Origin of the sequence: Rhizobium indigoferae, assembly GCF_034554815.1 — a bacterium.
Lineage (GTDB): Bacteria > Pseudomonadota > Alphaproteobacteria > Rhizobiales > Rhizobiaceae > Rhizobium > Rhizobium leguminosarum.
Window position 1 is genome coordinate 4,075,288 of the sequence record NZ_CP140635.1, and the last position, 22,204, is coordinate 4,097,491.

Consider the following 22,204-nt stretch of genomic DNA (forward strand, 5'->3'; position numbering starts at 1 on the left):
TGAAATCTGCTGCACCGCACACTTGCCGCCCCCTCCAAAGCCTAGTAGAGCCTGAGCCTACGAGAGAAATTTTCGCGAAATTCCACATGATGACCGGCAAAAGCGCGCCGCGGCGCCTCAGCATCTTCGGTTCGACGGGTTCGATCGGCCAGAATACACTCAATGTCGTCGATCATCTGGGCGGACGGGAGAACTTCGAAATCTCCGTGCTGACCGGCAGCGGCAATGTCGAATTGCTGGCCCGGCAGGCGAAATCCTCCGGTGCGCGGCTGGCGGTGACGGCAAACGACCGGCATTACGAATCACTGAAGAGCGAACTTTCCGGCACCGGCATCGAGGTCGCCTCGGGAAAATCCGGCCTGATGGAAGCCGCCGACCGCGAAGTCGACTGGGTGATGGCGGCAATCGTCGGCACCGCGGGCCTGGCGCCGACCCTTGCCGCCGCGCGCCGCGGCGCCGATATCGCTCTTGCCAATAAGGAATGCCTGGTATCGGCCGGCGATCTGTTCATCGCAGCGATCCGCGAAGGCGGCGGCAGGCTGCTTCCTGTCGATAGCGAGCACAACGCCATCTTCCAGGTGCTGGAAGAGAACCAGCGTCACGCCATCGAGCGGGTCATCCTGACGGCGTCGGGCGGTCCCTTCCGCACCGCCTCGCTGCGTGACATGGCGGATGTGACGGTGGAAACCGCACGCGCCCATCCGAACTGGTCGATGGGATTGAAGATCTCGATCGACAGCGCCTCGATGTTCAACAAGGCGCTGGAGATGATCGAAGCCCGGCACCTTTTCGGTCTCAGACCCGAACAGATCGAGGTCATCTTCCATCCGCAATCGATCATTCATTCCATGGTCGGCTATACCGATGGGTCGGTGCTGGCGCAGCTCGGCGCGCCCGATATGCGCACCGCCATCGGTTATGCCCTGTCCTTTCCGCGCCGGCCGAACCTGCCGGTCGAGCGGCTGGATTTCGCCAAGCTCGCCAGGCTGGATTTCGAGGCGCCGGATGAGGTGCGGTTTCCGGCGCTTCGGCTCGCACGCCTGGCGATGATGCGCGGCGGCGTTCAGGGCGCGGTGCTGAACGGCGCCAAGGAAGTGGCGCTCGAAGCCTTCATCGAAGGGCGGCTGTCCTTCCTCGCCATGGCCGAGGTCACCGAGAGGGTCATGGACGATCTGGCCGGCCTGCCGCCGGCTGCCGGCATGGACGATGTCTTCGCCGCCGACAGGGAGGCCCGGCAAAGGGCGGCGGAGCTCATGACACTGGCGATCGCCGAGTGAAGTTCAGACGGGCCGATCGCCGAGTGGTCGCCCGCCTGTGATCCTCACCACCGCTATTAGCGCAACCGGTTCCCGCCCTCGTCGAACAACCGGCAATCCGACGATTCAAACAGCAGGTTCACCTGCTCGCCCGCCGCAATGCTGATCGGTGAGCGATGCTCGACGGTCAGCGACTGGCCATCGGCAAGCTGGCAATAGAGATATTGCGTTCCCCCGAGATACTCCGAAAAATCGACCCTGGCCGTCAGGCTGCCCGATAGGCCCGATGCCACCTTAAGATGCTCCGGCCGCAGACCGAGCGTCACCGCGGCACCAACCGGCCGGTTTACGGGCGGCAGGCCGCTTTCGATGCGCGTGCCGGCGACTTCGACCAGGCCTCCCTCACCCCAGCGGGCATTCAGGAGGTTCATCCGGGGCGAGCCGATGAAGCCCGCCACGAAGGTATTCGAGGGATTCTCGTAGATTTCCCGCGGCGTTCCCGCCTGTTCGACGCGGCCGTCGCGCAGTACCACAATCTTGTCGGCGAGCGTCATCGCCTCGGTCTGGTCGTGCGTGACATAGATCATCGTGTTGCCGAGTTCGCGGTGGAGGCGGGCGATCTCGATGCGCATCGAAACGCGCAGTTCGGCATCGAGATTGGACAGCGGTTCGTCGAACAGGAAGACATCGGGCTTGCGCACGATCGCCCGGCCGATCGCCACACGTTGCCGCTGGCCGCCGGAAAGCTGTCCCGGCCGCCGGTCGAGAAGATGGTCGATCTTCAGGATCGCAGAAGCGGCCTTGACGCGCGTCTCTATCTCCGCAGCATTGGTGCGCGCCATCTTCAATCCAAAGGCCAGGTTGTCGCGCACGCTCATATGCGGATAGAGCGCGTAGGACTGGAAGACCATGGCGATGCCGCGCTCGGATGGATCGAGATCGGTGACGATACGCCCCTTGATCTCGACCTCCCCGTCGGTCACGTCTTCCAGGCCGGCGATCATGCGAAGAAGCGTCGATTTTCCGCAGCCGGAAGGGCCGACGAAGACCACGAATTCGCCCTCCGCGATCGTCAGGTCGATCCCGTGGACCACCTGCAGATTGCCATAGCTTTTTCGCACGTCCTGGAGCACGACGCTCTTATTACCCATACCGTTCGTCATCCCCAAAAAGACCTACCTGTCCGACTGGACCCAGACGAGCATCTCTCCGGGCGCGCGGTTGTCCCAGAGATGATAGGGCACGAAACGCGCGGTGGCGACCTGCCTTTCGGCCGGCGCTTTGCGGTAGAGCGCTGTTCCCCAGTTCGACGTTTCCTCGCGCTCGACCTTGAGATCGAGGGCGATGGCATCATTGAGATCCTTCAGCACGACGGTTTCGGCGGCCGGAAGCTCGCGGGGCAAAACGATGGCGTTGAGGTCTTCGCCATTGTCTGTGGTTTCGACGCAATAGACCAGCGGGCCGCGCATCAATGCGACGCGCCCGGCATCCTGGCGCACCTTCGGGTTGGCATATTGCGGCCGAAGCGCCAGCGGCAGATAGAGGGCGACACGATCGCCCGCGGCCCACTCACGATCGATCCTGGCATATCCGTCCTGCATATTGGCATTGAGATCGAGCATCTCTCCATTAACGCTGAGGGTTGCGCCTTCAGCCCAGTCCGGAATGCGCAGCGACAGCGCAAACCGCGCCGGTTTTTCCAGCCTGGTCGTAAAGGCGACCGCGCCCTCCCACGGATAGTTGGTGGTCTGCTCGAGTTCCACCTCGGCGCCGTTGGCCAACTTCAGCCTTGCGGTGCTCTCGCCATAGAGGTGCACGGCGATCTCATTGTCCGAAACGGCGTACATGTAGGAGCCGATCGAGGTCACCAGTCGGGCGATGTTGGGCGGGCAGCAGGGGCAATGGTGCCATTTCCACCGGTGATGTTTGCCGGCACTTTCGAGCGGGTTGTCATAGAAGAACGTCTTGCCGTCTGTGGAAAGCCCGGGCAGCGCGCCGTTGTAAAGCGCCTGTTCCATGATGTCGGCATAGCGCCGATCCGGACCTCGTCCGAGCATGCGGCTCGCCCAGAACACCAGCCCGACCGAGGCGCAGGTCTCCGCATAAGCGGTATCGTTCGGCAGATCGAAGTAATCCGTAAAGCCTTCGTTGGAGGCCGCCGGGCCGATGCCGCCGGTGATGTACATCTGCTTGGTCGTCAGATCGTCCCAGAGCGTTTCCAGCGCTGCCGTCAGGCTGTCATCCTTGTATTCAGTGGCGATGTCGGCCATGCCCGAATAGAGGTACATGGCGCGTACCGCGTGGCCGACGACCTTTGTCTGCGCGCGCACCGGCTGGTGCGCCTGCGCATATTCATAGGTCTTCTGGTGGTACTGGGAGACATCGCGGCCGTCCCGGCTTGCTTCCGCCGTGAAGAAATGCGGTTCGGTGCCGCGTTCGTCGATGAAGTATTTCGACAGGTCGAGATATTTCTTCTCGCCGGTCACGCGGGCGAGCTTGACCAGCGCGAGCTCGACTTCCTCGTGGCCGCAATAGCCTGATATCTGGCCTTCGCCGTGACCGAAAATCTTGATCATGTAATCGGCATAGCGGCACATGATGTCGAGCAGTTTGCGTTTGCCGGTCGCCTGATAATAGGCGACCGCGGCTTCCATCAGGTGGCCGGCGCAATAGAGCTCGTGATGGTCCCGCAGGTTGGTCCAGCGGCGGCTCGGTTCCACGCGCTGGAACCAGGCGTTCAGATAGCCGTCTTCGTCCTGCAGCTTCTCATACATGTCGATGATCTCGTCGGCGCGCGCCTCCAGCTTCGGGTTCGGCCGGCGATAGAGCGAATAGGCGATGGTCTCGATGGACTTGCCGAGGTCGGAATCCCAGAACATCTGCGTCGTCCCGCCCCATGGCTGAATGGGAATGACGACCCCGGGGCTCGGCTGGCCGACGTCGATCGCCTTGAGCATGCCGGCCTCGACGCAGCGGTCGAGCAGGGTCTCGGCGGTGGAATTGCAGACGGCGTCCTGCCATTTGCCCCAGAAGCCGCCGAGCTCCACATCGGGAACGGCGACGGGACGAAACTGGCGGTCGTTGCTTGGTTTGGTCATGGGCTCCACTTTCTCTCAGATCATTTCACCGCGCCGGCCATCAGCCCGCGCATGTAGTAGCGTTGCAGGAGCAGGAAGACGATCAGGCAAGGGATCGTCATGACGACGACACCGGCCTGGACCGCTCCCCAGTTGATGGCGCCGAGCCGTCCGGCGCGAACCGCCGTCATCAGCACCGGCAGGGTGTATTTCTCATTGCTGGAGAGCAGCACGAGCGCGGCGAGAAACTCGTTCCAGGCATTGAGGAAGGCAAAGATCGCAACCGTCGCGACGCCGGGAAGCACCAGCGGCAGAAGAACCCGGACCAGAAGCCTGAGGTCGCGCGCGCCGTCGATGCGTGCGGCCTCTTCGATCTCCTTCGGCACGGCGTCGAAGGCGTTGCGCATCATGAAGACCGAGAAGGGCAGCTGCAGCGTCACATAGACGAGCGTCAGCCCAAGCAGCGAATTGTTGAGACCGAGCTTTGCCAGGATAATGAAGAGCGGCGTCAGGATCGACTGGAACGGGATCATCAGCGTCGCGATGATCAACACGAAGAGCGCATTCTTCAGCGGAAATCGATAGCGCGAGAAGCCGTAACCGGCGAGCAGGCTGACGGCGACGGTCAGCACCACGGTGGCGACCGAAACGAACAGCGAATTGATCATGTGCCGCCAGATGCCGGCGCCGAACGTATCGAGCAGCGCGTAGGAATCGATGCTGACGCCGGAGGTCGGCCATGGCGGCAAGGGCGGCAGGCTGGCCTCCGTGCCATGCCGGAAGGACGACAACAGCGTGATCACGAAGGGGGCGAGAAAGAAGATCGATATGGCGATGCCGGTCAGATGATAGGCCGACTTTGTCCGGATGGCCTTGCGCGCGCGGCGTTCCTTTGAGGTGGTCATGGACGCTCCTCCCCGACGCGAAGCAGCCAGAGCTGCACGATGCTGATGGCGACCAGGATGGCGAGAAGCACGATCGAGAGTGCTGCGCCATAGCCGAGATTGAACGACACGAAGGACTGATTGAAGATGTAATAGACCACCGAGATCATCTTGTTCTGCGGACCGCCCGCGGTCATGATGTAGAACTGGTCGAAGGCAAGGATCGAACCGGTGACTGAGACGATCAGCGCCAGCGCAATCGTCTTGCGCATCAGCGGCAGCGTCAGATGCCGGAACCGCTGCCAGCGGCCGGCGCCGTCGATGCGGGCGGCCTCCGTCAGCTCGGACGGAATGGCCTGAAGCCCGGTCAAAAGAATGATCATGGTGAAGCCTGCGATCTTCCAGACGACCATCACCACGATCGTCAGAAAGGCGGTGTCGAAGGTCGCAAGAAGATTGGGGCTCTTTTCGACAAGGCCGAGCGCCTTCAAGGCCGGGCCGATGAAGCCGCTATCGACATTGGCGAGCCAGACCCAAAGCAGGGAGGCTGTGGCAAGGCCGACCACGACGGGCAGGAAGATAATCGTGCGGTAGGCGCCGACGAACTGCCGTTCCTTTTCGACGAAGATTGCCAGCGGAAAGGCGATGGCGAAGATCGCGATGGTGACGATCACGGTGTAATAGGCCGTGAAACTCAGCGCCGTCATGAAACGGGTGTCGTTGGCCATCCGAAAATAATTATTGAAGCCGATCCAGCGCGAAGCCCCCATCAGCGGCCAGTTGTGAAGGCTCATCCATCCGGTGAAGAGAACCGGCATGATGAAGAAGACGATGACCAGTGCCATGGCCGGCGCGATGTAGGCGAGACCGCGCCAGTTCGATCGGCGCCGTCGCCTGCGCCGAGGCAATAGAATCTCTGAACCGGAACCGGTCATCAAAACGCTCCGCATCTGTCGAGTGGAATTGGCCGGGAAGCTGCCACCGCTCCCCGGCCGCGGCCGGGAGAGAGTTATTGGCCGCTATCGATGATCGATTGCATTTCCGACTGGGCGCTCGAAAACGCGCCGTCGACATCGTCGCCGAAGATCGAGGCGTTGGTGAAGCTGGCCCAGGGCCCGTTGGCGCTGTTGATCAAGTCGTTGAACTGCAGCGTATAGGGTGTCTTGGCGACACCGATCGCCTTCAGGCCGACCTGCATGCGCGGATCGAGACCTTCCAACACCTTATCGGCGATATCGCCGCGCGTCGGCAGGCTGCCATATTTCGCCATGATCTTCTGGCCGTCCATCGAATACACATATTCGAGGAACTCCTTCACCGCGTCGATCTTCTTCGTGCCCTTGGTGATCACGAAGTTGTCACCGCCGGCAAAGGACGAAGGCTTCCCGTCGACGCCGGGAATGAGGGTTACGCCGAAGTTGATATCGGGATGCTCGGTCACCAGCGTGCCGATGGCAAAGGCGCCGAGGCTTTGCTGGCCGATCTTGCCGTTGGTGAAGGTCAGGAAGTTCGCGCCGTTGTCGCTGGCGGCTCCCGCCGGCACGAGGTCCTTCTTGACCATGTTGCGGTAAATATCGACGGCCTTGCGCATCTGCGGCGTATCGAGCGTCGCCGTCTTGCTGTCGGCCGACAGGATATCGGCGCCCGCACCCCAGACGAGCGGCGTGAACGTGAAGATCATGCAGCCGCCGCAGCCGCCGCCGGAGAAATAGAAGCCGTAGGTATCGTCACCCAGCGCCCGGATTTTCTCGGCATTGGCGGTAATTTCGTCCCAATTCGCCGGTGCCTTTTCCGGGTCGAGGCCGGCCTTCTTGTAGAGATCCTTGTTCCAGGCAAAGACGGAGGTTTCGACCGAGAGCGGCAGGCCGTAAATCCGGTCCTGATAGGTGCCGAGGCGAACATGCGATGGCGAAAGCGAGTTGAAATAGGGCAGGGATTTTGCCCAGTCCGTCAGGTCTTCCAGCTGCCCGGCCGCAGCAAAGGCAGGGTTATAGATGAGATCCATCGACAGCGCGTCTGGCGCCTGTCCGCCGCCGATCGCCGTCGCATATTTCTGCACCAACTCGGAGAACGGCACTTCGGTCATCACGACCTTGCTCTCGTGACCGGAATTATACGCTTCGACAACCTTCTTAAAGGCGTCGCCGATCCCCGAGCGAACCCACATTTCGACATTTTCGGCAGCCGACGCGGCCGACACCAGACATAGGGTAGCGATGCTGGTCGCCGCCAATAGACGCTTGATCATGACACTCCTCCCGATATGGCGCATCTCCTCGCGCCTTTGCTCATTCACGTGTTCTCATTCCGTGGGGGCTTTCCCCCCGCATGACTGCCGGACGATCAGCCGGCACGGCAATTTCCTCACTCCCGGCTCGACAGGCCGTCCTTCCGCAAGCGCGAGCACCGTCAATCCGGCTTGTCGCCCGAGCTCCTTCAGTTCCATGTCCACCGTTGTCAGCGGCGGCCGCGTCTGGGCAGCGACAATCTCCCAATTGTCGAAGCCGATCACCGAGACGTCCTGCGGCACCTTGACGCCGCGTTCGCGCAACGCATCCACAGCACCGCGGGCGATCTGATCGTTGCCGCAGAAGAGCGCGTCCGGTTTTTCTCCCGGTCTCTTCCAAAGCTGTTCGACCGCCTCATGGCCCCAGTTTTCCGACCAGACGCCGTAGAGCACCGGCTCGCGGTGACCTGCGACCTCGTGATAGGCGCCGGCACGCTCCCGCACCGAGAAGAAGTCCTCCGGCCCGGTGATGTGCGCAATCCGCCGCCGCCCGATCTTCACGAGCCATTCCACCGCCAGCCGCGCACCCTGTTCGTCGTCAGACCGGAAGGTAACGCTGTTCTGCGTCCCCTCCGTGAATGCGTAGACGACAGGCACATGCAAATTCGACAGATCGACAGGCAGACGTCTGTCCAGACGTTTTCCTGTCGCGATGATGCCGTCGACCTGTTTGTCGAGCATCGCGTCGACATGGATCTGAGCGAGCGCCGGATCGTCTTCGATGGCGCACAGGAAGACCGAAACGCCGTGATCGACGAGCGCGTCGGAAATACCCGCCATGACAGGCAGCGTGAACCGGCCATAGGTGTCGTTCGTCAGCAGCCCGATAGTGAAGCTGCGTTTGCTGAGAAGACCTCTCGCCAGCGCATTCGGCCGATATCCGATTTCGGCGGCGATCCGTTTCACCCGCTCGCGCGTTTCCGACCCCATCCGGCCGGTATCATTGAGAGCTTTCGACGCCGTCGAGATGCTCACCGCGGCAGCCGCCGCCACCTCGTGGATGGTGATCCTGCCTCTTTTTCCTCCCGATATGTTCAGAACGTCCTCCTTCTGAAGTGAGCTGAGAAAAGCTTTTACCAATCTCTATGTCAAGTGAGAAAAGGTTTTCTCACGCGAGCTCAAGGCGACGCAGTTTGCGGGAGGACGCAAGCACAGGGAAAGATCCATGCGCATCGGTCGGGCCGATTGCGATGTGTCATCGGTGTTAAGACCAGGCGCAGAGCGGATGATCTTGAACGGGCAAGGGAGGCTTGTTGCAGCGTCTTGCGGGAGCAAGACCGATCGCTGTCAGAACCTCCAGCGGAGGCCCTGAATTACGGTTCGAACCGAGCGATCATCGAAAAATCAGGCGACGTGCCTTGCGAGCGCGCAGCGCGACCACAGCGAATGCAGCGCCTCGACCAGATGGGCGATATCGGCGTCGGAATGTAGCGGCGTCGGCGTGATGCGCAGGCGCTCGGTCTTCTTCGGCACGGTGGGATAGTTGATCGGCTGGACGTAGACGCCGCAATTGTCGAGCAGCAGGTCGGAGATCCACTTGCACTTGGCCGCATCGCCGACCAGCACCGGCACGATATGGCTCGGATTGGGCATATGCGGGATGCCGCGCTGGTCGAGCAGCGCTCTCAGCTTGCGGACACGGTCCTGATGGCGGGCACGTTCGAACTGGCTGACCTTCAAATGCTGGATCGAGGCGACGGCGCCGGCGGCAAGTGCTGGCGGCAGCGCCGTGGTGAAGATGAAGCCGGAGGCAAACGAGCGGATGAAATCGCAAAGCGCCGTCGAAGCGGCGATATAGCCGCCCATCACCCCGAAAGCCTTGCCGAGCGTACCCTCGATGACCGTCAGCCGATCCATCAGCCCCTCGCGCTCGGCAATACCGCCGCCGCGCGGGCCGTACATGCCGACGCCATGCACTTCGTCGAGATAGGTCATCGCCCCATATTTGTCGGCGAGATCGCAGATCTCCTTGATCGGGGCGATATCGCCATCCATCGAATAGACGCTCTCGAAGGCGATCAGCTTCGGCGCCTTCGGATCGGCGGCCTTAAGCTTGGCTTCGAGATCGGCCACATCATTGTGCTTCCAGATCACCTTGTCGCACTTGGCATAGCGGATGCCCTCGATCATCGAGGCATGGTTCAGCGCGTCGGAGAAGATGATGAGGCCGGGAATCTTCGCGCCGAGCGTGCCGAGGGCTGCCCAGTTGGAAACATAGCCAGACGTAAAGATCAGCGCCGCTTCCTTGCCATGCAGGTCGGCAAGCTCACGCTCGAGCATGACGTGATGGTGGTTGGTGCCAGAAATATTCCGGGTGCCTCCCGCACCGGCGCCACAGTGGTCGATGGCGTTCTTCATCGCCTCGATCACCTTCGGATGCTGGCCCATGCCGAGATAGTCGTTGGAGCACCAGACCGTGACTTCCTTCTCGCCATCCACGGTGTAACGCCTCGCGCGGGGAAAATTGCCGCGGTGACGTTCGAGATCGGCAAAAACGCGGTAACGGCCCTCGGTACGAAGCCCGTCCAGCTCGTTTTTGAAAAACGCTTCGAAATCCATCATATGCTCCAGTATCACGCGGATGTTCTTGATGACTGGACGTCCGCGCGTCAATGCTTACCCTTTGCTTTAACATCAACTGCGGCAAAAGGCCCAGATTTTTGAATGATTCCAGATAAAAAATATGCGAGCCGCGATCAACGAAATTGATGCCGCAGAACGCAGCCGAGTTTGCGGACCGCGCAAAAGGCGACCCAGCCTGATCGCAAAAAAATCAGCACATCGGATGGACAACCCTTTCTTCCGACATAGTTTTCGGTCTAGCCTGACAAAAAATAAGAAGGGACGGCCTTTGCCCGCTGGGCAACAACCTCGGAGAAAAAAGATGAAGAAAGTTGTCATACTCGCATTGATCGGCCTGTCGATCGCAAGCTGCACGCCGACGCAGCAAGGCGCCGGCATCGGCGCTGCATCAGGTGCCGTCATCGGCGGCGCAGTCACCGGCAACGTCCGTGGCGCGGCAGTCGGCGCCGCTATCGGCGGCGTGTCCGGCGCCCTCATCGGCAGCGTCGCCGAACAGCCTGGCCAGTGCTACTATCGCGACCGCTACGGCCGCCGCTACATCGATAGTTGCCCGCGCTGAGAGCGCTTGGAAATCGGCAAATTCAGGAAATCCCGGACACACGTCCGGGATTTTTTGTGCTAAATTAGCGCGTTGGCAATTTAAAATGGTACACCCCGCGCGATTTTGTCGCTAAGCTGTTCATGGCTGGGCAACGAAGCTTCAATGTAGACACAACCAAAAGCGGCGGATGCGGATCAGAGGGACAGGCCCGAAAACAGGTACTGCGTATCGGCGAACAGGCACCATGATGGTAGTCGCAGCGGCAGCTGCGTTCTCACCGGTCCTGATCGGCGACGCTTATGCCTTCAAGCTTTTCGGCATCACCATTTTCGGCAAGGAAGAAGACGAAGGCGAACAGGTGCCCGATCCGGTGCGCTACCACGTCGACCTCAAGGCCGATACCGCCGATCCCGATCTGAAAGAAGCGCTGGAAAACAGTTCTCGTCTCCTCAGTGACCAGAAGCAGCCGGTTTCCGGCGATCTCGGAATCGTCGTCAAGGCGCGCGACGACCGTGAGCGGCTGATCGCCGCCCTGTATGAAAAGGCCCGTTATGGCGGCCTGGTGACGATCACCATCGACGGCAAGAATATCGACGACCTGCCGCCCAATCCGACATTCGACCGGTCAGGGCCGATCCCCGTCACCGTCGACATTGCTCCCGGCCCTGTTTTCAAGGTCAGGGAGGTACAGTTCGGCGGCGATGCCGCAAACCATAATCCCGCCGATTACGACCTCGCCCCGGGCGCGCAAGCCGGCTCGCTGGCGATCATCAAGGCCGGCGACAAGATCGTCGAACAATTGAAGAGCGAAGGCCGGCCCTTCGCCAAATTGACCGAACGCAAGGTCGTCGCCGATCATAACAGCGACACCGTCGATATCGTCCTTGCTGCCGAGGGCGGTCCCATCGCCCCGATCGGCGATGTCGGCGTCACCGGCGAGAAGACCGTCAGGCCAGGTTTCATCCAGCGCTATTCCCGGCTGAACAAGGGCGAAGCCTACTCCCCGGAAGCGCTGAAGAAAGCCGGCGAGCGGCTTCGCGCCCTCGGCGTCTTTTCGAGCGTCACCATTCACGAAGGGGATGCGCTGGCGCCTGATGGCACCTTGCCGATGACGATCGAGGTTTCGGAAGGCAAGAGGCGCTACTTCGGCGTCGGCGCGCAATATTCCACCACCGACGGCTTCGGCATTCAGGGCTATTGGGGCCACCGCAACCTGTTCGGCGAAGCCGAAACGCTGAGGATCGAGGGAGCGGTCTCGCGGCTTGGCGAAACGACGGATGTCGGCAGCCTCGACTATTCCGCCGGCATCCTCTTCACCAAGCCCGGCGCCTTCTTTCCCGCCGCCACCCTGAAGGCGGGCATCGTCGCCAAGACCGAAAATCCGGATGCCTATAACGCGACGCTCGTCACCGCCTCGCTCGGCCTTTCCTACGAGCTGACCGACCGGGACACGGTCTCGGCCAGCGGCGAGGTCAGCTGGGAGCGCGACGATGACGCCTTCGGCGAGAACGACTATCTGACCTTCACCCTGCCGATCCAATATGATCGCGACGCACGCGACGACAAGTTCAACCCGACGGAGGGTTATCGCGCGACATTCTCGGCAAAGCCCGGCTACGAAATCTTCAACGCCACGCCCTATGCGGCATTCGAGGGCTCGATCTCCGGCTACCTGCCGTTCGGCCAGGAGGACGGCGTGGTGCTTGCTGGCAAGGTTGCCGCCGGCGTCCTGATCGGCGGCGATAGCATTGGGGATATTCCCGCCACGCAGCGCTTCTTTGCCGGCGGCGGCGGCTCCGTGCGCGGATACAGCTATCAGGAAATCTCGCCCTATAACGACAATGGCGATGCCACCGGCGGCCGCTCCTATGTGACCGGTTCGCTGGAGGCTCGCATCAAGATCACCGATACGATCGGCATCGTGCCCTTCATCGATGTCGGCACCGTATCGGACAGCACCTTTCCGGGTTTTTCCGATATTCGCGCCGGTGCCGGCGCCGGAATACGATATGCAACGCCTTTCGGCCCGCTGCGGCTTGATTTTGCCATGCCGCTGAACAAGTACGAAGATGGCACAGATTACGGAATCTACGCCGGCATCGGCCAATCTTTCTAGAATTGCCGATTCCCCCGTGTTTTCCGATCTGTGAGCCGTCATGAAAACGGGGTAGTGTCCGCGCCGATGCAAATGCTGGCAAAAATCGTCAACTGGATCGTACGGCTGACCGGCTATGCCGTCGGCGTCACTTTGATTCTCGCTGTCGCGGCCCTTGCGATCTTCGGCTTCACCAGTTTTGGCGCCCGCATCGTCACCGAAAAGATAGCCTCCACGCTTTCCAACCGCGACATGACGATCCAGGTTCGTGAACCGCAAGGTCTTCTGACCGGCGGGCTTCGCGCCGCCGAGATCTCCTTCTCCGACACCAGGGGCGTCTTTGCGGAAATTCATGGCATCGCGATCGACTGGAATCCGCTGGCGCTGCTGACCGGAACCTTCCACGCCAAACGCTTCGAGATCGAAGCGATCAACGTGCTGCGCAAGCCGGTGCGCACCCTGCCCTCGCGGCCCGGAGCTGAAAATTCCGGCGGATTCGCTCTTCCGATCAAGGTCGATATAGACCGCGTCGCGCTGCCCGATATCAAACTTGCCGCACCCGTTGCCGGCCGCGCCTTTGCGCTCGCCGCCGAGGGCAGCCTTTCGGCGAACGGCGATGGCGGCGAGGCCGTCGTCAATGTCAGCCGTCACGCGGTTCCGGATGCGCGGCTTGCCGCCGACATCGCTTTTGCGCCAGCCGAAAACCGGCTGCGGCTGAAGGCGCAGCTTTCCGAGCCGAAGGGCGGGCTGCTGGCGGGCTTTCTCGGCTTGCCGGATAGCCCGGCCGTCAATATCGATCTCGACGGCCAGGGGCCGATATCCGATTGGAAAGGCAAAGTGCAGGCCGCCCTCGACGGACAGCAGCGCGCCGCAATCGAAGCCCGGCATCAGATCACGGCAGACGGATTGCACCACCTCGACCTCAAGGGCGGCGGTGACTTGAGCTCGCTGCTTCCATCGGCATTCCGGCCGCTTTTTGCCGGCCAGACCAATATCGATCTTGCCACCACCTTCGACGACCGCGGCAAGATCGATATCCAGACCGGCAATATCGCCACCGGCAGCGTCGTGATCGCCGCCTCGGGCACCCTCGATCCAGCCGGCAACAACAGCCTGAACGCCAATCTGCTCGGCACGTCGGGGCCTGTCGATTTCCGCTGGCCGCTCGCTGAAGGCGAAGCGCGCTTCCTCATTTCTGGCCTCAACCTGGCGCTAACCGGCGATGCCCAGGCCGCCCGACTGAACGTCAGCGGCTCGCTCGACACCGCAACCCTTCCGCAGGCCAATATCGGCAACATCAAGCTGACCGCAAAGAGCGACGCCTTCAATCTCGCCGCCCGTTCCGGCAGCGTCCAGTTGCGCCTCGTCGCCGGCGATACGACCTTCACCGACCCGAACCTCAATCGCGCCGTCCAAGGCCCGGTCACGATCGCCTCGCCGCTGCAGATCTCGCCCTCCGGCATCGGCTTCAACGGCACCACCGTCGAAAGCGCCAATATCAACGGCGGCCTCAATGGCTCCTACCGGCTGGCAGACAAAGCGCTGACCGGCAACCTCAAGCTCACCATCAACCCGGCAGCTCTGCCGGCTGCGGTGACAAGCAGGTTCGACGGACCGATCTCGCTCGAAAGCCAGGTGGTCGGCACCATCCCGTCAAAATTCGCACTGTCCAATCTCGTCCTGAAATCCGGCACGCTCGAAGCCGCCGGCAACGTCGCGCTCGACGGCGGGATGTTGAATGCCGATCTTTCCGGCCGGCTGCCTGACGTCGGCAAGCTCATCCCCGGCGCCAGTGGTGGGGCGGGTTATGCGTTGAGAGTGGGAGGTGAGCTCCCGGCAATCTCCGTGACGGCCAATCTCAAGGCCGCCAGCCTTGAAATGGCCGACCGCGTGGTCGGCAACCTCAATATCGACCTGTCGGGTCTCGCCGATCCCAAGGCGCCGCAGGGCAGGATCGCCGCCACCGGCACGATCGATGGCCAACCGATCGGCATCAACGGCGACATCACCTCGCAGGACGGCAAGATAAGCATTCCGGCGCTGACCGCCGATATCGGCGGCAACCGGCTGACCGGCCATGCAGAATTCTCGCCTACCCTGGAGCCAACAGCCGCACTGACCTTCGATTTCCCCAATGTCGGCCTGCTCGCCGCACTCGGCGGACAGAAGGCCGAAGGCGATCTCAAGGGTTCGCTCGGCGTCAGCAGCGACAGTGGCAAGATTGCGCTCAAGCTGCTTGCAACGGGCGGCTCGATCCACCGTGATACGCTTGCGATCGTCAAGCCGGATATCGATGTCACGATCAGCGATCTCAATGCCCTTGCCGCAAACGGCACTATCAAGGCCGAGGGGGTAAGCGCCGGAACGAACAAGCTTGCCGGCCTTTCGCTGGGTTTTACCAAGCAGCAGAACCATACCGACTTCGATCTCGATGCTGCCTATGACGGCAATCCCGTGCTGGCCGCGGGCAATATCGAGGCTCAGGACGGCACGATCCACCTGAACCTTGATCGCTTCTCGGCAAGCCCCCGCAATATCCCGATCGAACTGGCCGCACCGACGCAGGTCGCCATCGGCGGCGGCGCCGCCAATCTGAACGGACTGACGCTGAAAACCGGCACCGGCTCGGTAACCGTTACCGGTTCCGCCGGCGAAACACTGAAGCTTGATGCAGACATCCGCGAGCTGCCGGCAGCGCTCGCCAACGGTTTCGTGCCCAACCTTTCAGCCGGCGGCACGATCTCCGGAACGATTGCCGTGACGGGAACGCCGGCAGCACCGGTCGCCGACTTCAAGCTCGGCTGGAAGGATGCGACGACGGGCCAGACCAAGGGCGCCGGCCTGGCGCCGCTCGACATCACCGCCGGCGGCAAATTCGCCGACAACAAGCTCGATTTCGACACGACCGTCGGCAGTGATGACGGCCTCTCGCTCAAGGCCGCCGGCAATGTCGCGCTCGCCGACCCGAAGGCACCGGTGCTTGATGTCAACGCCGATATCCTCAACCTGCCTGCCCGCATCGCCAACGGTTTCGTTCCCGATCTCGCCGCCGCAGGCACGATTACAGGAAAAGTGACGGCCTCCGGCTCCCTCGCTGCGCCGACCGCCAATTTCGATCTCAACTGGAAAGACGCGGCGACGAGCCAGACGAAGCGTGCCGGCCTTGCGGATCTCGGCGTGAAGGCATCCGGAAAATTCGCCGATAGCAAGCTCGATTTCAATACAGTGGTCGACGGCGCCAACAGCCTCTCGCTGAAAGCAACCGGCAATGTCGCCATCACGGGCACGACGATCGGCAACGTCAAGGTCGACGCTGCGCTGGCAAATGTCCCGGCGAATATCGCAAATAGTTTCGCCGCCGACCTCGCCGCCGAAGGCGCGATCTCAGGAAAGATCTCGGCCAGCGGGTCGCTTTCCGCTCCGAGTGCCGATTTCGATCTCACTTGGAAAGACGCGGCAACGAGCCACACAAAGCGCGCCGGCCTTACTGCGCTCGGCGTGACCGCATCGGGAAAATTTGCCGACAACAAGCTTGATTTCAACGCGGTGGTTGGCGGCGCCAACAGCCTGTCCTTAAAGGCAAACGGCAATCTTGCCATCAAAGGCACGACGATCGACAACCTCACGGTCGACGCCACACTGGCGAATGTTCCGGCAAATATCGCAAACAGCTTCGTCGCCGATCTCGCCGCCGAAGGTGCGATCTCAGGAAGGATCTCGGCCACGGGATCCCTCCCGGTTCCGAATGGAGATTTCGATCTCACTTGGAAAGATGCGGCGACGAGCCACACGAAGCGTGCCGGCCTTGCAGCGCTCGGCGTGACCGCATCGGGAAAATTTGCTGAGAACAAGCTTGATTTCAACGCTGCAGTCAGCGGCGATAAAGACCTCTCACTGAAGGCCATGGGCAATGTCACACTCGCCGGCACGGCGATCGACAGCATCAAGGTCGATGCCGAGATCGCCAAGCTTCCGGCCAGTCTCGCAAATGCCTTCGTTCCCGATCTGGCGGCCGGCGGCACGATATCCGGCACTGCGTCCGCCTCAGGGACACTCGCCGCACCGAAAGCCGACTTCAAGCTCGACTGGACGGATGCTGCGACCAGCCAGACCAGAAGCGCTCATCTCTCGGGCCTCGCGCTCACCACATCCGGACGCTTCGCCGACGACCGGCTCGATTTCGATGCCAATCTCGCCGGCCAGGACGGCCTCTCGCTGAAGGCCGCCGGCAACGTCGCGATATCAGGCACCTCCGTTAAAACCCTCGACGTCAAGGCCGATCTCGCCAACCTGCCGGCAGGCCTCGCCAACGGCTTCGTCCCGGGTCTTGGCGCAGAGGGCACCGTGTCGGGAACGGCATCTGCCTCCGGAGCGCTTCCGAAACCGGCCGTCGATTTCAAACTCGACTGGAAGAACGCTGCGACCGCCCAGACCAAGAGCAGCGGCCTTTCGGGCCTGAGTGCTGCGGCGTCCGGCAAGTTCGCCAACGACCGGGTCGATTTCGATGCCAACATCGCCGGCAAGGACGGCGTGTTGGCCAAGGCGACGGGCGGCGTCACGATCGCGGGAACGGCCATCCGGGACCTTTCGATCAATGCCGATATCCCGGCGCTGCCGGCAAATATCGCAAATGCTTTCGTTCCCGGTCTCGGTGCCGAGGGCACGCTTTCGGCAAGCGCCATAACGTCGGGAACGCCGGCAAATCCGATCGTCGATTTCAAGCTCAACTGGAAAGATGCCGCGACCAGCCACACCAAGGCTGCCGGCCTTTCCCGCCTTGCGCTGGCGGCGACCGGAAAATACGCCGGTGACAGGCTGGATTTTGATGCCGCGCTCAACGGCAGCGGCGGCATTGCGCTGAAAGCCACCGGCAATCTCGCCATCGCAGGCACGTCGATCAAGTCTCTCGATGTTACGGCGAATACCACCAATCTTCCGGCCAGCATCGCCAACGGCTTCGTTCCCGGCCTTGCAGCCGAGGGCGCGGTCTCAGCAACCGCAAAGGCCACCGGCGCGCTATCGGCGCCCTCCGTCGACTTCAAGGTCGACTGGAAGAACGCGGCGACGAGCCAGACCAAAGGTGCCGGCCTTTCGCCGTTCAGCATCGGTGCATCAGGCAAACTTGCCGGAAACAGGCTGACGGTCGACACCAGCCTTGCCGGTGACGCCGGCATGTCGCTGAAAGGCGGCGGCAGTGTCGTGATCACAGGCAATCGCGCCCTCGACATGCGATTCAACGGCAATCTTCCTTTCGCCGTGCTCGGCGCCCCGCTTGCGCAGCAGGGCCTCGTTGCGGACGGGGTCGCCACCGTCAACCTCCAGATTGGCGGAACGGCCGCAGCGCCCGTTATCAACGGCACTGTCTCGACATCAGGCGCGAAGCTCGTCGACGTCCGACGCAATCTTGCCGTCAACAATCTTGCGGCGACCGTGACCTTCAATGGCAGCCAGGCGGTGATATCGCGCCTCAGCGGCAACCTTGGCGGCGGCGGCACGATTTCGGCCAGCGGCACCATCGGCATCCAGCCGGCCGGCGGCTTTCCCGCTGACATTTCGATCAAGCTCGACAAGGCGGTCTATGTCGATGGAACGCTTGTCGTCTCGACCGTCAATGGCACGGTCGGCCTGCGCGGGCCGATCATGAATGCGACGTTGAGCGGCAAGCTTCGGCTGGACAAAACCTCGATCACGGTCCCGGAAAAATTGCCGACCTCGCTGAGAGAAGTCGACATCCGGCATAAGAATGCGCCGCGGGCGGTTCTTGCGCAGCTGCGCGATGACGGTGAGCGGAAACCCGGCGAGAAATCCTCCGTGATCACGCTGGATCTCGAAATCGATGCGCCCTCGCATATCTTCGTACGCGGCCGCGGCATCGATGCCGAGCTTGGCGGCCGGGTGACCATCCGCGGAACAGCGGCTGCACCCATCGTGACCGGCGGTTTCGTCATGCGCCGCGGTCGCATGACCATTCTCAACCGCCGCCTGGATTTCTCCGACAAGAGCAGGATCACCTTCGCCGGCGACCTGACGCCGGCGCTCGATATGGAAGCGACCTCGGCCTCCGGCTCGACGACGCTGACCGTCGACGTCGCGGGTCTCGCCACCGACCCCGCGATCACCTTTTCCTCCTCGCCCCAGCTGCCGCAGGACGAGGTGCTGGCGCAGCTGATCTTCGGCCAATCGATGTCGAAGCTCTCGCCGGTGCAGATCGCCCAGCTCGCCGACGCCGTCAGTCAGCTGGCCGGCAACCGCTCGACCTCGCTTTTCGAAGGCCTGCGCAACCAGCTCGGCGTCGACGATTTCGACGTCAGCACCGATTCCAAGGGACAGACGAGCGTCAGCGTCGGCCGTTATCTCAACGACCGCACCTATTTCGAATTGCAGCAGGGCGGTTCGGCCGGCGCCAAGGCGGTGATCAACCTCGATGTCGGCCGCGGCGTCAAGCTGCGGGGAGCGGCCGGGGGTAATGGCGCGGGCGAAGCTGGCATTGTCTATGAACGGGAATACTGAGCCAGCTTAACCTATTATTTTTACGCTATTCCGGACGGAAAACCGCTTCGCACTTTTCCTCGAAATTGCTCTAGAAACCCGTTTTGCTTGTCTTGAGAAGGATGTTGGTCTCGGTCGAATTGATGCCATTGATCAGCCGGATCCGGTGCAGCGTCTCGTCGAAGGCAGCAAGGTCGCGATCCTCGAGTTCGGCGACGAAATCCCATTTGCCGTTGGTGCTGTGAAGCGCCCGCACCTGCGGTAGGCCCCTCAACTGATCGGCCACCCTGTCGGCGAGCTTGCCGAGCACCTCGATCATGACGATGGCGCGCACGCCGGCGGACCGCGTCTCATGACCGGTGCGGATGGTGAAGCCGACGATGGTGCCGCTGGCGACCAGCCGCTCGATCCGGGCGGCAACCGTTGCCCGTGATGCACCCGTCATTGCCGCAAGCGAAGAGACGGAAATCCGGGCGTTATGGCGAAGTGCACTCAGAAGTTCAGTGTCGAGATCATCCACGCTGATCACTTTGTCAAAATAGGTTTATCAATCTGCGCAATCATAGTCCATTTCTGACACTTTTCCATCTTTTTGCCGCCAGCCCTTTATCCCACTATCGGCCGAAACAGGCCTCAACACGGAGCCCTCCAAAATGAATACCCAATCGCGATCTGTCACCCTCATCGGCGCGCCGCTGGAAGAAGGCTCCGGCCGCAGAGGGGCTGCCATGGGCCCTGCGGCCCTGCGCATTGCCGGCGTCGACCAGACGCTGATCGAGCTTGGCCATGACGTCGCCGATATCGGCGATCTCAGGATCGTGCCGGCGATGGATCTGCCGAACCACCCGAAGGCCCATAATCTGAGGATCATCGGCGCCTTCACGCGCGCCCTTGAAAGTAGCGTCCACGACGTGGCCGCCTCCGGCCGTTTTCCGCTGATTCTCGGCGGCGACCACAGCCTTTCCATGGGCAGTGTTTCCGGCATGGCCCGCTATGCCGCCAGCAAAGACCGCCCGCTCTTCGTCCTCTGGCTTGATGCCCATGCCGATTTCAATTCTCCGGCCACGTCGCCGTCCGGCAATATTCACGGCATGCCTGTCGCCTTCTTCTGTGGCGAGGCGGAGTTCGCCGAGATCCTGCCGAAGGGACGTCCGTTCGTCGATCCAAAGAATGTCTTCCAGGTCGGCATCCGTTCGGTCGATGCGCGCGAGCGCGAGGAAATCCACGAACACGGTGTCAATGTCTTCGACATGCGCGCGATCGACGAGCAGGGCATCGGCGCCATCATGCGTGAGATCCTCGATGTCGTGACCAGGGCAAACGGCCTGCTGCACGTCAGCCTCGACCTCGATTTCCTCGATCCCGAGATCGCTCCCGGTGTCGGCACGACGGTCCCGGGTGGCGCGACTTTTCGCGAGGCGCATCTGGTGATGGAAATGCTCTCGGACAGTGGCCTCGTCTCGTCGCTCGATCTCGTCGAACTCAATCCGTTTCTCGACGATCGCGGCAAGAGCGCCCGCATCCTGGTGGAGCTGACGGCAAGCCTCTTCGGCCGCCGCATCTTCGATCGTCCGACACGCGCCGCATAAGAGCATGTCGAACAAAAGTGTGCAGCGGTTTTGCGAACATGCGTTGAAATAAAACTAGAGGGAGAACGGCCATGAACACTTCGGAAAAACTGATCGCCACGGAACAACGGCTCGGCGCCCATAACTACAAGCCGCTCGACGTGGTGCTGACGCGTGGCGAAGGTGTTTATGTCTGGGATACCGACGGCAACCGCTATCTCGATTGCCTCTCGGCCTATTCCGCCGTCAACCAGGGCCATTGTCATCCGAAGATCCTCGCCGCCATGGTCGAGCAGGCGGGCAGGCTGACGCTCACCTCCCGCGCCTTCCGCAACGACCAGCTCGCCTATCTCTACGAAGAGCTCGCGGCTCTCACCGGCTCCCACAAGATCCTGCCGATGAATTCCGGCGCCGAAGCGGTGGAGACCGCCATCAAGGCGGTGCGCAAATGGGGATACGAGGTCAAGGGCGTGCCGGATGGCAAGGCGGAGATCATCGTCTGCGCTGATAATTTCCATGGCCGGACGCTGAGCATCATCAGTTTCTCCACCGATCCCGAAGCCCGCGCCGGCTTCGGTCCCTATACGCCAGGCTTCCGCATCATTCCCTTCGGCGATGCCGAGGCTTTCGCCGCCGCAATCAATGCCAATACGGTGGCTGCCCTGATCGAGCCGATCCAGGGCGAAGCCGGCGTCATCATTCCGCCGGCAGGTTATTTCACCCGCATCCGCGAACTCTGCACGGCAAACAACGTCACCCTCATCCTCGACGAGATTCAGACCGGCCTCGGCCGTACCGGCAAGCTGCTGGCGGAGGAGCACGAAGGCATCGAGGCCGACGTGACGCTGATCGGCAAGGCGCTGTCCGGCGGCTTCTATCCCGTGTCGGCCGTGCTTTCGAATTCCGAAGTTCTGGGCGTGCTGCAGCCCGGCCAACACGGCTCGACCTTCGGCGGCAATCCACTCGCCTGCGCAGTGGCGCGTGCCGCGCTCAAGGTGCTGACGGAAGAGGGCATGATCGAGAACGCCGCCGTCATGGGCGACTACTTCCTCGAAGGCCTCGGGTCGATCCGCTCGAACATCGTCAGGGACGTGCGCGGCCGTGGCCTAATGATGGCCATCGAACTGGAACCCGAAGCCGGCGGCGCACGGCAATATTGCCATGCGCTGAAAGAGCGCGGCCTTCTCGCCAAGGATACCCACGACCACACAATTCGCCTCGCTCCGCCGCTGGTCATCACCAAAGAGCAGGTAGATTGGGCAGTCTCGCAGATTGAGAAGACGATAGGCTGAGTAAATCGGCGCAATTCTTCTTCACGATCTCGAACATGCATGGAAGATCCCGAATGCCAGAGTTCGGCTGGAAGAGATCGACAGCAAAACCGCCTGGTTTTCATCCGAGATTAAAAACCTTCGCAATCGCGT

14 protein-coding genes are annotated in these 22,204 nt (G+C 61.8%); 6 read left to right on the forward strand and 8 right to left on the reverse strand.

Annotated elements, in window-relative coordinates; genetic code table 11:
• Positions 1 to 86: 86 nt before the first annotated feature.
• On the forward strand, positions 87 to 1,277 hold the full coding sequence (dxr, locus tag U5G49_RS20135) for a 1-deoxy-D-xylulose-5-phosphate reductoisomerase (protein ID WP_130718087.1): 1,191 nt from the start codon (positions 87 to 89) through the stop codon (positions 1,275 to 1,277).
• A 56-nt stretch (positions 1,278 to 1,333) separates the two neighbouring features.
• Here dxr and U5G49_RS20140 read toward each other — a convergent pair whose 3' ends face one another.
• The 7 genes from U5G49_RS20140 to hemA form a co-directional block, all read right to left on the reverse strand.
• Positions 1,334 to 2,419: an ABC transporter ATP-binding protein gene (locus U5G49_RS20140; protein WP_193444649.1), complete on the reverse strand. Its 1,086-nt coding sequence runs from the start codon at positions 2,417 to 2,419 to the stop codon at positions 1,334 to 1,336.
• Positions 2,420 to 2,431: 12 nt separating this feature from the next.
• On the reverse strand, positions 2,432 to 4,354 hold the full coding sequence (locus U5G49_RS20145; RefSeq protein ID WP_193444648.1) for a glycoside hydrolase family 127 protein: 1,923 nt from the start codon (positions 4,352 to 4,354) through the stop codon (positions 2,432 to 2,434).
• 20 nt (positions 4,355 to 4,374) lie between these two features.
• The gene (locus tag U5G49_RS20150; protein ID WP_027682619.1) at positions 4,375 to 5,238 is read right to left on the reverse strand and encodes a carbohydrate ABC transporter permease; all 864 of its coding nucleotides are present in this window, start codon (positions 5,236 to 5,238) and stop codon (positions 4,375 to 4,377) included.
• The gene (locus U5G49_RS20155; protein WP_020493410.1) at positions 5,235 to 6,152 is read right to left on the reverse strand and encodes a carbohydrate ABC transporter permease; all 918 of its coding nucleotides are present in this window, start codon (positions 6,150 to 6,152) and stop codon (positions 5,235 to 5,237) included. The genes U5G49_RS20150 and U5G49_RS20155 overlap by 4 nt, the downstream gene beginning before the upstream one ends.
• Positions 6,153 to 6,226: 74 nt before the next feature.
• Positions 6,227 to 7,465: an ABC transporter substrate-binding protein gene (locus tag U5G49_RS20160; RefSeq protein ID WP_193444647.1), complete on the reverse strand. Its 1,239-nt coding sequence runs from the start codon at positions 7,463 to 7,465 to the stop codon at positions 6,227 to 6,229.
• Positions 7,466 to 7,519: 54 nt separating this feature from the next.
• Entirely contained in the window at positions 7,520 to 8,497 is a 978-nt protein-coding gene (locus U5G49_RS20165; RefSeq protein WP_028734255.1) for a LacI family DNA-binding transcriptional regulator, read from the reverse strand.
• 351 nt (positions 8,498 to 8,848) lie between these two features.
• Positions 8,849 to 10,063 carry a 5-aminolevulinate synthase gene (hemA, locus tag U5G49_RS20170; protein WP_193444686.1) on the reverse strand — a complete coding sequence of 405 codons (1,215 nt, stop codon included), beginning with the start codon at positions 10,061 to 10,063 and terminating at the stop codon, positions 8,849 to 8,851.
• 325 nt (positions 10,064 to 10,388) lie between these two features.
• Here hemA and U5G49_RS20175 point away from each other — a divergent pair, with 325 nt between their 5' ends.
• The 3 genes from U5G49_RS20175 to U5G49_RS20185 all read left to right on the forward strand — a co-directional run bounded on the left by U5G49_RS20175 (position 10,389) and on the right by U5G49_RS20185 (position 19,233).
• A complete protein-coding gene (locus U5G49_RS20175; protein WP_018243832.1) occupies positions 10,389 to 10,646 on the forward strand; it encodes a YMGG-like glycine zipper-containing protein in 258 nt (85 codons plus the stop codon).
• Between the two features lie 169 nt (positions 10,647 to 10,815).
• On the forward strand, positions 10,816 to 12,744 hold the full coding sequence (locus U5G49_RS20180) for an autotransporter assembly complex protein TamA (RefSeq protein ID WP_193444646.1): 1,929 nt from the start codon (positions 10,816 to 10,818) through the stop codon (positions 12,742 to 12,744).
• Between the two features lie 66 nt (positions 12,745 to 12,810).
• Positions 12,811 to 19,233 (forward strand): translocation/assembly module TamB domain-containing protein, encoded by a 6,423-nt coding sequence (locus U5G49_RS20185; protein WP_193444685.1) that lies wholly within the window; start codon positions 12,811 to 12,813, stop codon positions 19,231 to 19,233.
• Positions 19,234 to 19,303: 70 nt separating this feature from the next.
• On the opposite strand, the gene U5G49_RS20190 is transcribed toward U5G49_RS20185, so the two are convergent.
• Complete coding sequence (locus U5G49_RS20190; RefSeq protein WP_193444645.1) at positions 19,304 to 19,741, reverse strand: Lrp/AsnC family transcriptional regulator; 438 nt, start codon at positions 19,739 to 19,741, stop codon at positions 19,304 to 19,306.
• A gap of 124 nt (positions 19,742 to 19,865) precedes the next feature.
• Between U5G49_RS20190 and rocF the strand changes: the two genes are divergently transcribed.
• A complete protein-coding gene (rocF, locus tag U5G49_RS20195; RefSeq protein ID WP_193444644.1) occupies positions 19,866 to 20,801 on the forward strand; it encodes an arginase in 936 nt (311 codons plus the stop codon).
• Between the two features lie 71 nt (positions 20,802 to 20,872).
• On the forward strand, positions 20,873 to 22,072 hold the full coding sequence (gene rocD, locus U5G49_RS20200; RefSeq protein WP_193444643.1) for an ornithine--oxo-acid transaminase: 1,200 nt from the start codon (positions 20,873 to 20,875) through the stop codon (positions 22,070 to 22,072).
• Positions 22,073 to 22,204 lie beyond the last annotated feature (132 nt).